The following is an 11,888-nucleotide window of genomic DNA, read 5'->3' as shown; positions in this document are numbered from 1 at the left end:
ATCATGGAAGGGGCGGCAAGGGTTCATTGACAGGCGATGTCAAGGGAGTCCGTATTCGGGCCGGGGCCGGGGTCGGGGTCGGCGGGGTACACCGGGTGCGGCCGGGAGTACGAATCGTTTGCCTTTTCCGAGGGCGTGTCCGGGCTCGCTGTGGGGGTTTGCATCCCACCTCTCGGACGGTTCTGGCGGTTCTGGCGGTTCTGGCGGTTCGGATGCGGCGATGGGGTGGTGGGACCGACCGATGGCCGGGCACGGTCGTCGCGATCGGTTTCTTCGCGCGGCGGGTGGGCGGGGCTGCTCGGTTCGACCGGAGACCAGGTCCGCTTGGCCGATGGCCGGCTGGGATCGCCTGATCCGGTCCGATCTTTCGGCGCGCGGCCCGGTTCGGCGGTGGGATCGCCCGGTCCACGCGGTGGCCCGGCCTGCGCCCGGTCGCGGTCCCTCGGCGTACGGCCTGGGCCGGTCGTCGGCTCGCCCGGCCCGTACGGCGGGCGGGTGACCTTCGGCCGTCCCCGCCCAGGGGCGGCGGTCGGTTCGCCGGGCCCTAGCGCGGGACGGTCCGGATCATCCGGCCCGTATGGCGGCGGGACAGGATCCCCCGGCCCGGTCCAGGTCCGGAGTAGGCCGCTCGACGCGCGGCCCAACCCGGCCGAGGGGGCGCGGGGCCCAGGTGCCGGCGGGTCACCTGCTTCCATCGGCCAAGGCTGGAGTAGGCCGCTTGAGATGCGACCCAGCCCCGCCGAAGGGGCGCGGGGCCCCGGTGCCGGCGGGGCAGCCGCTTCCATCGGCCAGGATTGGAGTAGGCCGTTTGAGATGCGGACCCGGTCCGCTGTAGGGGGCTGGTGCTCGGGCGATGGCCACGGTGGGGCAGCCGCTTCCATCGGCCAGGGGCGGAGTAGGCCGCTTGAGGTGCGGTCCAACCCGGCTGAGGGGACGCGGGGCTCAGGTGATGGCCATGGTGGGTCGCTTGCTTCCAGCGACGGCTGGGCGGGGGCGCCGGGTTCGAGCGGTGGGGCGGATCGCCCGGACGGTGAGTGAGTGGGGGTGACCGGTGGGCGGTCGAGGGCGGCCACCGACTGGGCGACCTTGCGGCGGATCAGGGCGTAGTCGGGATAGGCCGTGTCGATCAACGGCGGAACGAACTGCACGCTGCTCATCGGCGCGTCCTTGACCTTCGCCGACAGATCGATCAGCGCGGGCAGCAGCGACTGCGGGATGTCGGTCGCCACCGCCCGCTTCGCGGCATGGGCCAGCCCGTCGAAACTGCGCAGCAGCGTGGCCGGGTCGGCCTGCCGGACGACCGCGTTGAGCAGGCACTTCTGCCGTGACATGCGCACATAGTCGCTGCTGTCGGTACGCGAGCGGCCGAACCACAACGCCGCCTCGCCGGACAGGCGGCGGGTGCCCGCCGGGATGTGCCCTTCGTTCCGCCTGCCGTACACGATCGGGTCCTTGACCGTGACGGTCACGCCGCCGATCGCATCGATGAGCTGCGCGAACCCCCGCATATCGATGATCACGTAATGGTCCACGGGCAGGCCGAGCACGCCGCTCACCGTCTCCTTGAGCAGGGTGGCGCCGTACCGGCCGTGCGGCGCGCCGGGGACGATCTCGGGGTGTTCCTCGGCGTACTGGTAGATCTCGTTGAGCAGCCCGGGGGTGTGCGGGGGTGTGCCGCTGAAGCCCCACGGGAAGCGGGCCCTGGCCGGGCCGGGCGGCATGGGGACGCGTTGCAGGTTGCGGGGCAGGCCGAACAGCACGCTACGGCCGGTCACGGTGTCGATGGTCGCGAGCGTGACGCTGTCGGTGCGCACTCCGTACCGGCCGGTGGCGGAGTCCGCGCCGAGCAGCAGGATGTTCAGCCGGCGGCGACCGGCCCACGCGTCCGGGCCGCTGCGCTCGCCCGGGGCGAACACGCTGGTCACCAGGTCGCTGGACACGTACGCGAGCCGGGCCAGCAACAGGGTGGGCGTCGCCACGACCAGGCACAGCAGGCCGACCATGGCGGTCATCAGCGGCCCGGCCGGTTCGTCGGCGGGCCGTACCAGCCGCCACGAGCACACGATCACCGACACCCAGGCCAGCGCCACGGCGACCAGCGCGGCGGCCAGGCCGGTCAGCCAGCCGGGCTGCACGGCCAGCGTGAGCAGCCGGGCCCGGTGTCCGGTGACCAGTACGACGGCCGCGATCACCACCGCCGCCTGTGCGGCCATCAGCCCCAGCCCGGTACGCCCACGCCAGGCCACGAGATGCGCCAGCCCCCAGAGGACGGCGGACCCGGCGGTGAGCGCGAACCCCTTGCCCGCACCGAACCCCTTACTCGCGGCACTGTGCCTGCCGACGCGCCCGTTCCGCATAAGCCGCCGCCCCCTCGCGATCAGCCGCCGCCCTTCGCATCCGACCTCAGAGGAGAAAGCCCATCACAGAACCGCTGTTTTCTCCGCTGACGTTGGCATACGCCGGGTAAAGATCGCGCGAGCGTAGATCGTTTGAATAACGGCAGGTCAGCCGGAGAAGCCCGGTCATCCCCCTGCCGTCCGATCCACATAACCCGCCTCGGCCCACCCGATGCGGGCGAGCTCTTCGGTCCGCCCGGTCCGTCCGGTCCCCTCCGATGCGGGCGAGCTCTTCGGTCCGCCCGGTCCGTCCGGTCCCCTCCGATGCGGGCGAGCTCTTCGGTCCGCCCGGTCCCGCCTTCCGTCCGGGGCGTGCGAGTCGTCTGCCCCCGCTTGATGCGGGCTTCTATTGGATGTTGGCGAGCCCTTCGGGCCGCCGGTCTCACTGTCCCTCCGGGCGGTGGAAGTCGTCCGACCTACCTGCCCGCGATCCATGGGGGCGGTGCCGGAGAGCGCACTGGGTCGCCCGCCTCTGGCGTGCGTCCCGGGCCAACAGGCGATCCGACCTGGCTTGTGCCCGCGATCCATGTGCCGGTGCGAGTCGCCCGATGCGGTCGATTCCGATCTGGGCGGCCCGCCCGGATGTCCGCGACCTGGGCGAGCCCTTCTACGCGGACTGGTCGGGGCGGGCGAGGCGTACCATTCGCCCGACCCGACCGGTCCGTAGGAGAGCCGACCGGGCTCCGCGACCCGACCCGTCCGCCCCGCCCCGACCCGGCCGGGTGGGCTGGGCTAGGTCGAAGGGGGCGCGGGATGTTTCACGTGAATCAATTGGTGGGTTCTTCGGTGCGGCCGGACTCCCAGCGGGTGTGGAAGGAGCCTTCGGTGTCCACCCGGCGGTAGGTGTGGGCGCCGAAGAAGTCGCGTTGGGCCTGGGTGAGGGCGGCCGGGAGGCGGTCGGCGCGGAGGGCGTCGTAGTAGGCGAGGGCTGAGGCGAAGCCTGGGGCCGGGATACCGAGGCGGGCCGAGGTGGCGACCACGCCGCGCCAGGCGTCCTGGGCGTCGCCGAGGGCGTGGGTGAAGTGGTCGTCGGTCAGGAGCGTCGGGCGCTCGGGGTCGGACTCGTAGGCGCCCCGGATGCGGTCGAGGAACTTGGCGCGGATGATGCAGCCGCCCCGCCAGATCGTCGCCATCGCGCCGGGGTCGATCTCCCAGCCGTACTCCGCGCCGGCCGCCTGGATCTGGTTGAACCCCTGCGCATAAGCGATGATCTTGGACGCGTACAGCGCCTTCTCCACGTCGTCCGGTGACACGTCCCCCGGTACGGCGCGCGGTCCCGGCAGCCCGTGGCCCGCCTGCCGCAGCTCGGCGTGCCCCGACACCGACCGTGCGAAGACCGCCTCGGCGATGCCGCTGACCGGTACGCCCAGGTCGAGCGCGGTCTGTACGGTCCAGCGGCCGGTGCCCTTCTGCTCGGCCTGGTCGAGGATGACGTCCACGAACGGCTTGCCGGTCCTCGCGTCGGTGTGCGCGAGCACTTCCGCAGTGATCTCGATCAGGTAGGAGTCGAGCCGCCCTGAGTTCCACGACCTGAAGACTTCGGCGATCTCCGCCGGCGCCAGCCCGGCCCCCTGCCTGAGCAGGTCGTACGCCTCCGCGATGAGCTGCATGTCGGCGTACTCGATGCCGTTGTGGACCATCTTCACGAAATGGCCCGCGCCGTCCGGGCCCACATGGACGCAGCACGGTGTGCCGTCCACCGTGGCGGCGATGCTCTCCAGCAGCGGCCCGAGCGCCTGGTAGGACTCGGCGGAACCGCCGGGCATGATGCTCGGGCCGTTCAGCGCGCCCTCTTCGCCGCCGGAGATGCCCGCCCCGACGAAGTGCAGGCCGCGCTCACGCAGTGCCGCCTCGCGCCTGCGGGTGTCGGCGAAGTGCGCGTTGCCGCCGTCCACGATCATGTCGCCCGGTTCGAGCAGCGGGGCGAACTCCTCGATCACCGCGTCGGTCGGCGCGCCCGCCTTGACCATGATGACCAGCCTGCGCGGGCGTTCCAGGGAGGCGACGAACTCCTCCGCCGTCTCGGCGGGCACGAACTCGCCCTCGTGCCCGAACTCCTCGACCAGCGCCTTCGTCCGGGCCACGGTCCGGTTGTGCAGCGCCACCACGTGCCCGTGCCTGGCGAGGTTACGGGCCAGGTTGCGGCCCATGACCGCGAGGCCGGTCACTCCGATGACTGCCTTGTCCGCCATATCGGCTCCTTGCCGTTTCGCTCTGTCGCCGTGTCACTCGACCGACTACTCGATCTATTCGCCCGATCACTGGCTTTACTCGACCAATCCTGCATCCAGGACCGGCACGGCGCAGCGCCACCCCCGAACTCACGCGGTCAGATCGATTACCACCTTGACGTCGCCGGGCCCGGGGGCCATCGCCTCCTGGGCCTGCTCCAGCGGAATCCGGCGGGTGATCATCCGCTCCAGCCAGCCGTGGTCGGCCTTGGCGAGCGATTCGGCGGCGAGCCGGTAGTGGTGCAGGTTGGCGTTGACCGAGCCGAACACCACGTCGTTCTCCAGCACGATGTCCCGGTTGATCGACCCGGCGTCCACCTGGAGCGGGCGGCCGGTGGCGGACACGCCCGTCAGGCAGACGATCCCGGCCGCCGCCGTGTTCGCCATCGCGTCGAAGACCAGCCGCCCCACGCCGGTGGCCTCGATGATGATGTCCGGCTTGGCCTCGCCGACCGCGTCCGCGATCGTCCCAGTGTGGTAGGTCGCGTCCAGTTCGGCGGTGAGCGCGGGCTTGATCCCCTTCTCGGCCAGGTCGAGCACATGCACTTCGAGCCCGCGCTGCCGGCCCATCATGGCGGCCAGCAGGCCGATCGGCCCGGCCCCGGTGACCAGTACGCATCTGGGCCCGTACCAGGCCCGCGCGCCGATCCGCTCGATCTGGTCCCACGCCTTGGCGAGGACGGTGGCGGGCTCCATGAGCACCCCGACCCGCGCCAGCGCCGGGTCCAGCTTGACCGCGTAGTCGGCCTCCACGGTCCACAACTCGCTGCCGAAGCCGTGGATCTGCTTGATCCCGCGCTCCACGTAACGCCCGTTACGGCACATGTCGAACTCACCGCGCGCACAGGCGGGGCACGGCACCGGGTCGGGGCGGCGGACCACGCCCACCACGAGGTCGCCCTCGGCGAAATCGGAGCCCTCGGGGGCCTGGATGACCTGGCCGAGGGATTCGTGACCGAGGATGAGCCGGTCCGCGCCCTCCGGCGGCCAGCCGTACTCGCCGTTGACGATCTCCCGGTCGGTGCCGCAGATGCCCAGCGCGAGCCCGCGCACCAGCAGGTCGCCCTCGTGCGGCACCGGGTCGGGAACCTCTTCGACCCGGAGTGACCCGGGCTGGCTGGTTTTTACCGTTATGGCGCGCATACCGTTCCCCTTTTCAGGCCGTGTACCTGCGCATTTACCCCGGCGACCGGCCCTTAGGCCGACGGTGTGCCGCGGGCGTTTGCGGTGCTTTGAGAGGGGTGTCGCCTGCACAGTCGTCCAACACCTGAGATACTTGAGGTACCCGGCTACCCCGCCATGACGGCCATCCGCGCAGCATATCCCTCAGGAGGGCCATGAATATCGTCCTTGTACGCAGCATTCACCCACATGTACGATCATGAAGGTTCAGCCGAAGAAACGCGCTCGCGACGTCTCTCTCGCCTTGACCTACGCCTGTACCGTCAGCGCCCATGAGATGGTCGTCGGCGGTCGGCCTGACGTGCCGACCGTCGAACGCGGCACCACCTGGGAGCCCCGCCTGATCAGCCGCCACCAGGAGCTCACCGAGATGTTCGCGCGGCTGCTGCTGGTCCGCCTGCGCGCCCGGGTCGACCGGCTGGCCGCGCTGGAGAGCGAGTGCCACCGGCGGGCCGGGGAGGCGGCGCTGCCCGGCGCGCTGGCAGGCGTCCTGCGGGGCCTGGTGAGCAGGCGTGGTCCGGGCGCCGTGGCCGGTTCGGTGCGCTGGCTGTGCTCCCCGGTACGGCGGCGCGACTTCCGCCGCGCGTACACCCTCGCCGCCCACCTCGCCGACCTGGCCCGTACCACCGTGATCGAGGCCGGCGCGGCATACGACCCAGTGGTCCGCACCCGGCTCCTCGCGGCCACCCGCTACCAGGCCACCCGAGATGTCCTCGACTTCACCCTTGGCGATCCCTCCCTCGCCGGTCCACCCGACCGCCTGCTCGCCGAACTCGACTGGCTCGACACCCACCTGCCGCCCCGTGAAGGGCGTTCCTGACCCTGCCCGGGCGGGCCGCCATCATGCATGTGACGGGCGCGCCACTCCGCGCCGCCCGCCGGGTCGTGATCCCGCCTGCCCCGGGCAGGTCAGAATCGTCCCTCTCGTCGGAGACGCCGGAACCTGTCAGAGTAAAGCGCATGCGATGCACCCAGTGCGATGGCGCCGATCTGGAGCCCGGCTTCATCGAGGACAGCGGGGAGGCGTCCCAGGGATACGGGCGGTGGATCGCCGGTCCGCTGGAACGCGGGCTTTTCGGCGGGGCGCGGCGGATGGGCAAGCCGCGCTGGATCATCGATGCGTTCCGCTGCACCCGCTGCTCGCATCTGGAGCTGTTCGTGCGCCCGAAGGACTGAAGGACCGAACCCCGGCGTCAGAACGCGCAGACCACGCCGTCGCCATCGCGATCAACATACCACTTGTACTCCGGGTGCTCGCCCTTGCGGTAGTTGCCGTATCCGTGGGCGTTGGCCTCCTCGCAGGAGGCGTATCGGGGGTGGGACTCGGTACGCAACCCGACCGGCGCGGACTGCGGCTGCTGGTCCGAAGGCCGCTGGTCCGAAGGCCGCTGATCCGAAGACCGCTGATCCGAAGGCCCCTGACCCAACGGCTGCGGATTCACAGGCTGCTGGTTCTGGGAAGGGTTCTGCCCGGAAGGCCGCTGCTGCTGCTGTTCTTGCGCGGGCGGTTGCTGTTCGTTGCCGGCGAGGATCAGCACGATCGCCGTGTCCGTGGTGGCCTGCTGCCCCGCGGCCGGTGACTGCGCGACCACCCGCCACTGACTCTCCTGGGCGACCTCTTTCCCGTCCGTGCCCCGCGCCGTGACGGACGTGAACCCCAACCGCGTCACCGTGGCTCGCGCCGTGGCCCCGTCCATCCCGGAAAGATCGGGCACCGCGACCTGTCCCACCGCAGGCTGCGACGGATCGGACACCCCCGGATCGGACGGCACGAACTCCTCCCCCACATCGGACTCCGCCGTGGCCACCGGCGTGGGAGTCGTCTGCGTGATGCCGCCCGTGTAAACGATGGCCAGCGCCCCCGCGACCGACAGCACGGCCAGGATGACCCCGATGACCACCAGGGCGATGGCCAGGTGCCTGGGCATCTCGCGGCGCGGCGGCTCCGGCGGCGGCTGCGCCGGGATCCACGGATAGCTCCCGGGAGGCGGATGACTCACCGCGACCTCCCGCGTCGTCTTCTGAAGCTTCGCCAACCGTTCTAAAGTTCGCTAACCGGAGTCTAAACGTTCGTCTACCGGATCGCCGATCTCACCGGCGGATCGGACGTCCGGGCAGCGCCGACAGCACGAGTTCGCCGTCGCTCACCACGGCCTCGCCCGCGACGAACACATGCGCGTAACCGGCCGAGGGCCGCGTGCTGTCCTCGTAGGTGGACCGGTCGGTGACCGTGGCCGGGTCGAAGACCACCAGGTCGGCGTCACAGCCGGCCTGGACGCGCCCCTTGCGGCGCAGCGCGGGCACCGACTCGCCGAGCACCTGAGCGGGCAGCGTGCTGGCCCGGGAGACCGCCTCCAGCAGCGAGAGCGCCCCGGTCTCGCGTACGTAGTGGCGCAGCACCTTGGAGAACGTGCCCGCCGTACGCGGGTGGGTCACCGCGTCCTTGGGCAGCGGCCAGGCGTAGGGGTCGGGGACGCCGGAGGTCCAGGTCAGCGGCATCGCGTCGGAACCGATCACGGTGCTTCCGGCGAGCAGCGCCCGGTCCAGGAAGATCCGGTCGGCGGGCAGCCGTTCGTCCAGGGTGTGGATGATGGCCAGCCCGCCGGGATCGTCGGCGCGCAGCCTGGCCAGCCGGGCGGCGTCGGCCACGCGTTCCCCGGTCGGCGTGTAGACGATGGAAGCGGGCGTCATGCCCCATTCGGCCAGCCGCTCGGGGGCCAGGAACGACGCGCCGATCCCGGTCATGCCCGCGCCGTACGGGTACGCCTCGGTGGACACCCGCGCGCCCTCCGCGCGGACCTTCTCCACCAGGCCGAGCACCCGGTCGATCTGCCGGGTGGAGGTGCTGTTGACGTGGCAGTAGTGCATGTGCGCGCCGGTCTCGGCGGCCACCCTGGTCAGCTCCTCGGCCCCGTCGATGAGGATGTCGGGCACGCGTTCGACCAGGTCACGGCTGTGCGTGTAGGTCGGTACGCCCGCCGCCGCGGCCAGCCCGGCCACCGCCGCGTACTCCTCGTGGGCCACGCCGGGCGCGTAGCCCATCAGGATGCCGACGCCGAGCGCGCCGTTGGCCAGCTCGCCGCCGAGCAGTGCCAGGATCTCCTCAAGCGCGCGGCCGGTGGCGGGGGCCTGCCAGCGCGGGTCGCCGATGCGGCCGAGCGTCGAGCCGATGCCGCCGCCGGGCGGCATGCCGCCGATGACCGCCATCCTGGCCTGGGTCCAGGAGGCGGCGAAGCCGAAGTTGAGCGGGCGGCCCTCGGCGGTGGCCTCGTTGTACGCCTCGGCCACCGGGGTGGCGCCGGCCTCCAGCTCAAGGGCGGTGGTGACGCCGTCGAGGGCCTGGAGCCGGTGCCCGGCCAGCGTCTGGGCGTGGCTGTGCATGTCGATCCAGCCGGGCGCAACGGCGAGGCCGGGTACGTCGAGCGTGCGCCGGCCGTGCAGGGGCGTCGTGGAGACGCCGGTGATGACGTCTCCCGTCACGCCGACGTCGGCCACGGCGTCGAAATTCGTCTCCGGATCGAGGACTCGCCCGCCACGGAGCACCAGATCGTGCGTCTCGGCCACCGGCCGATCATATCCGGGGCCGTTCCGAGGTCCAGGGTAAGACCCACGAGGGCTACGACTTGTGCCGGGGGATCCAGCGCTCGCCCAGCTCCCGCGCGGTGGGCGCGCTGCCCGGCAGCGGCGTGGCCCGGGCGGGGCCGGCGCGCAGCGCGTCGAGCGTGAGCGTGAGGTAGCGGTGCCGCAGCTCGGAGATCCGCTCGGGCGAACCGATCTTGATCGCGGTCTGCTGTTCGAGCAGCATGGTCAGGTCGTTCAGCTCGATGTCCGGGCGGATCACCCCGGCCTCTTTGACCGCGTCGAACAGCGCCGTGTTCAGCTCCTCGGCGCGGGCGCTCTCGCGCATGTGGTCGTCGGTGGGCGTGAACGTGCCGGCCAGGTTCTGGGTCAGGGAGTGGGTGTCGGCGTCGGTCAGCCCGCGAAGGAACCCCTCGAACGCGGTCCACGGGTCGCCGCCGCCGGTGAGCGCGGCGAGCGCGGCCTCGGCCTCGGCGTTGTAGCGCTTCAGCCCGTCCAGGCAGAGCCTGCGAAGCAGCTCCTCCTTTGAGGGGTATCGCCGGTAGAGGGCACTGATGCCCACTCCGGCGTGCTCGGCGACCGCCGCGATGGGGGCGCTCGGGTCGGCGACGAAGACGGCCCGGGCGGATTGGAGGATCACCTCGTCGTTGCGCGCCGCCTGCGCCCGGCGCCCGCTCATGGGTACGTTCATACATCCCAGGGTAGCAGTAGAACGAATCATTCCGTTCTGCTAGACTAAGAGCAGAACGTTCCGTTCCAGAAGCCCAGGGAGTTCCTGTGATCAAGCCGTTCCGTCTCGACATCCCGCAGGCCGACCTCGACGACCTCCAGGCGCGGCTGGACCGCACCCGCTTCGCCGAGGAGCTTCCCGGCGCCGGCGGCGACTACGGCGTGCCGGTGAGCCGCGTCCGCGCGCTGGTCGAGCGGTGGCGCGACGGGTTCGACTGGCGGGCGCTGGAGGCCCGGATCAACGCCCACCCGCAGTTCACCACCGAGATCGACGGTCACGACGTCCACTTCCTGCACGTACGCTCGCCCGAGCCGGACGCCTTCCCGCTGGTCCTGACGCACGGCTGGCCCGGCACGATCGTGGAGTACCTGGACGTGATCGGCCCGCTCACCGACCCCCGGGCGCACGGCGGCGACCCGGCCACGGCGTTCCACCTGGTCATCCCGTCCATCCCGGGCTTCGGCCCGTCCGGCCCGACCACCGAGCGCGGCTGGAACCGCTACCGCGTCGCCGCCGCCTGGGCGGAGCTGATGGCCAGGCTCGGCTACGAGCGGTACGGCGCGGTCGGCAACGACGGCGGCTCGTTCGTGTCCCCGGAGCTGGGCCGGATCGCCCCGGACCGGGTGGCGGGCGTCCACGTCACGCAGATCTTCTCCTTCCCCTCCGGCGACCCCGCCGAGCTGGCCGACCTGACCGAGGACGAGCAGGCGGCCATCGCGCACCTTCAGTGGTTCTGGGAGAACATGGGGGCCTTCAACCAGCTTCAGGCGCAGCAGCCGCAGACCCTCGCGCACGCCATGGCCGACTCCCCGGCGGGCGTGGCGGGCTGGTTCGGCCAGCTCCTCGGCGAGGACGTGGACCTGGACTTCGCGCTGGCCAACATCGCGATGCACTGGCTGTGCGGCACCACGGCGTCCTCGATGCGCTTCTATTACGAGGACGCCAAGGCCACGCCGCCCACCGGGCCGACGACCGTGCCGATCGGCCTCGCGCGGTTCGGCGACGACTTCAAGTCGATCCGCAGGTTCGCCGAGCGCGACCACGCGCGCATCGCCGCCTGGAACACCTACGACCAGGGCGGCCACTACGCCGCCCACCAGGTCCCTGCGCTACTGGCCGGCGACGTCCGCGCCTTCTTCGCCGGTCTGCGCTGACCGCTCGCGATCCCCGGGGCCCAGGAGGGCTTCGGCGAGCCGCCGGTAGTACGGCTCGATCTGGTCGTAGGAGGCGTCGGCGAGGGCGGGGGAGCGGACCACCGACCGGGCCACGCTGATGCCGAGGACGAGGGCCCCGAGCAGCTCCGCGCGCAGCGCGGGGTCGGGGCCCTCGACCAGTTCTTCCAGGCTTTTCATGAAGCCGCCGCAGATCTGCTCCTGCATCCGCCGGTGCGCGGGCTCGTGGGCGGAGGAACGCAGCATCGCCACGAACGGGTGCTCGCCGCCGGTCTGGTGCCATTCCTGGGACACCACCGAGCGCAGCAGCAGGTCGGGCAGGGCGCTCGCGGGGCCGTCGAGCAGGGCCGCGCCCTCCTGGCCGCCCGCCTTGGCGACCTCGTCGAACAGGCCCTGTTTGGAGCCGAAGTAGCGGAAGATCAGGGTGGCGTCCACCCCGGCGTCGCGGGCGATGTCCCTGACGCTCGCCGCCTCGTACCCCTCGCGGGCGAAGCGGACCCGCGCCGCGCCCAGCAGCGCGGCCCGCGTGGCCCCCCGGTCGCGTCTGCGCCCTTCCCCCATTGGCCGTCCCTTCGGTCATCGGCCGTTGACATGGTAG

The 11,888-nt window shown here is 71.6% G+C and carries 10 protein-coding genes; 3 read left to right on the top strand and 7 right to left on the bottom strand.

Features of this window, described 5'->3' with window-relative positions:
* Window positions 1-23: 23 nt before the first annotated feature.
* The 3 genes from ACH34R_RS18540 to ACH34R_RS18530 form a co-directional block, all read right to left on the bottom strand.
* Window positions 24-2,357, bottom strand: a complete 2,334-nt coding sequence (locus ACH34R_RS18540) for an LCP family protein (RefSeq protein WP_397562682.1) — start codon at window positions 2,355-2,357, stop codon at window positions 24-26.
* 806 nt (window positions 2,358-3,163) lie between these two features.
* On the bottom strand, window positions 3,164-4,588 hold the full coding sequence (gene gndA, locus ACH34R_RS18535; protein WP_397562681.1) for an NADP-dependent phosphogluconate dehydrogenase: 1,425 nt from the start codon (window positions 4,586-4,588) through the stop codon (window positions 3,164-3,166).
* 129 nt (window positions 4,589-4,717) lie between these two features.
* Window positions 4,718-5,770 (bottom strand): glucose 1-dehydrogenase, encoded by a 1,053-nt coding sequence (locus ACH34R_RS18530; protein WP_397562679.1) that lies wholly within the window; start codon window positions 5,768-5,770, stop codon window positions 4,718-4,720.
* 238 nt (window positions 5,771-6,008) lie between these two features.
* Here ACH34R_RS18530 and ACH34R_RS18525 point away from each other — a divergent pair, with 238 nt between their 5' ends.
* Window positions 6,009-6,629 (top strand): hypothetical protein, encoded by a 621-nt coding sequence (locus tag ACH34R_RS18525; protein ID WP_397562677.1) that lies wholly within the window; start codon window positions 6,009-6,011, stop codon window positions 6,627-6,629.
* A 140-nt stretch (window positions 6,630-6,769) separates the two neighbouring features.
* On the top strand, window positions 6,770-6,985 hold the full coding sequence (locus tag ACH34R_RS18520; protein ID WP_397562675.1) for a hypothetical protein: 216 nt from the start codon (window positions 6,770-6,772) through the stop codon (window positions 6,983-6,985).
* A gap of 17 nt (window positions 6,986-7,002) precedes the next feature.
* Here ACH34R_RS18520 and ACH34R_RS18515 read toward each other — a convergent pair whose 3' ends face one another.
* The 3 genes from ACH34R_RS18515 to ACH34R_RS18505 all read right to left on the bottom strand — a co-directional run bounded on the left by ACH34R_RS18515 (window position 7,003) and on the right by ACH34R_RS18505 (window position 10,079).
* Complete coding sequence (locus ACH34R_RS18515; protein ID WP_397562674.1) at window positions 7,003-7,809, bottom strand: excalibur calcium-binding domain-containing protein; 807 nt, start codon at window positions 7,807-7,809, stop codon at window positions 7,003-7,005.
* A 91-nt stretch (window positions 7,810-7,900) separates the two neighbouring features.
* Window positions 7,901-9,373 (bottom strand): amidohydrolase family protein, encoded by a 1,473-nt coding sequence (locus ACH34R_RS18510; protein ID WP_397562672.1) that lies wholly within the window; start codon window positions 9,371-9,373, stop codon window positions 7,901-7,903.
* A gap of 52 nt (window positions 9,374-9,425) precedes the next feature.
* Window positions 9,426-10,079, bottom strand: a complete 654-nt coding sequence (locus ACH34R_RS18505; protein ID WP_397562671.1) for a TetR/AcrR family transcriptional regulator — start codon at window positions 10,077-10,079, stop codon at window positions 9,426-9,428.
* A gap of 86 nt (window positions 10,080-10,165) precedes the next feature.
* Between ACH34R_RS18505 and ACH34R_RS18500 the strand changes: the two genes are divergently transcribed.
* Entirely contained in the window at window positions 10,166-11,272 is a 1,107-nt protein-coding gene (locus tag ACH34R_RS18500) for an alpha/beta fold hydrolase (protein ID WP_397562669.1), read from the top strand.
* Here the strand turns inward: ACH34R_RS18500 and ACH34R_RS18495 are convergent.
* On the bottom strand, window positions 11,228-11,851 hold the full coding sequence (locus ACH34R_RS18495; RefSeq protein WP_397562667.1) for a TetR/AcrR family transcriptional regulator: 624 nt from the start codon (window positions 11,849-11,851) through the stop codon (window positions 11,228-11,230). The genes ACH34R_RS18500 and ACH34R_RS18495 overlap by 45 nt on opposite strands.
* Between the last annotated feature and the right edge of the window lie 37 nt (window positions 11,852-11,888).

It is taken from the genome of Spongiactinospora sp. 9N601, from assembly GCF_044326295.1.
GTDB classification, from domain to species: Bacteria; Actinomycetota; Actinomycetes; order Streptosporangiales; family Streptosporangiaceae; genus Spongiactinospora; species Spongiactinospora gelatinilytica.
Note: the sequence above shows the minus strand (reverse complement) of the source record. Positions and strands in the feature narration are given on the sequence as shown.

Bases quoted from the DNA above. Each gene is read 5' to 3' on its own strand.
- ACH34R_RS18540 (WP_397562682.1), bottom strand. From the start codon at position 2,357: ATGCGGAACGGGCGCGTCGGCAGGCACAGTGCCGCGAGTAAGGGGTTC.
- gndA (WP_397562681.1), bottom strand. From the start codon at position 4,588: ATGGCGGACAAGGCAGTCATCGGAGTGACCGGCCTCGCGGTCATGGGC.
- ACH34R_RS18530 (WP_397562679.1), bottom strand. From the start codon at position 5,770: ATGCGCGCCATAACGGTAAAAACCAGCCAGCCCGGGTCACTCCGGGTC.
- ACH34R_RS18525 (WP_397562677.1), top strand. From the start codon at position 6,009: ATGAAGGTTCAGCCGAAGAAACGCGCTCGCGACGTCTCTCTCGCCTTG.
- ACH34R_RS18520 (WP_397562675.1), top strand. From the start codon at position 6,770: ATGCGATGCACCCAGTGCGATGGCGCCGATCTGGAGCCCGGCTTCATC.
- ACH34R_RS18505 (WP_397562671.1), bottom strand. From the start codon at position 10,079: ATGAACGTACCCATGAGCGGGCGCCGGGCGCAGGCGGCGCGCAACGAC.
- ACH34R_RS18495 (WP_397562667.1), bottom strand. From the start codon at position 11,851: ATGGGGGAAGGGCGCAGACGCGACCGGGGGGCCACGCGGGCCGCGCTG.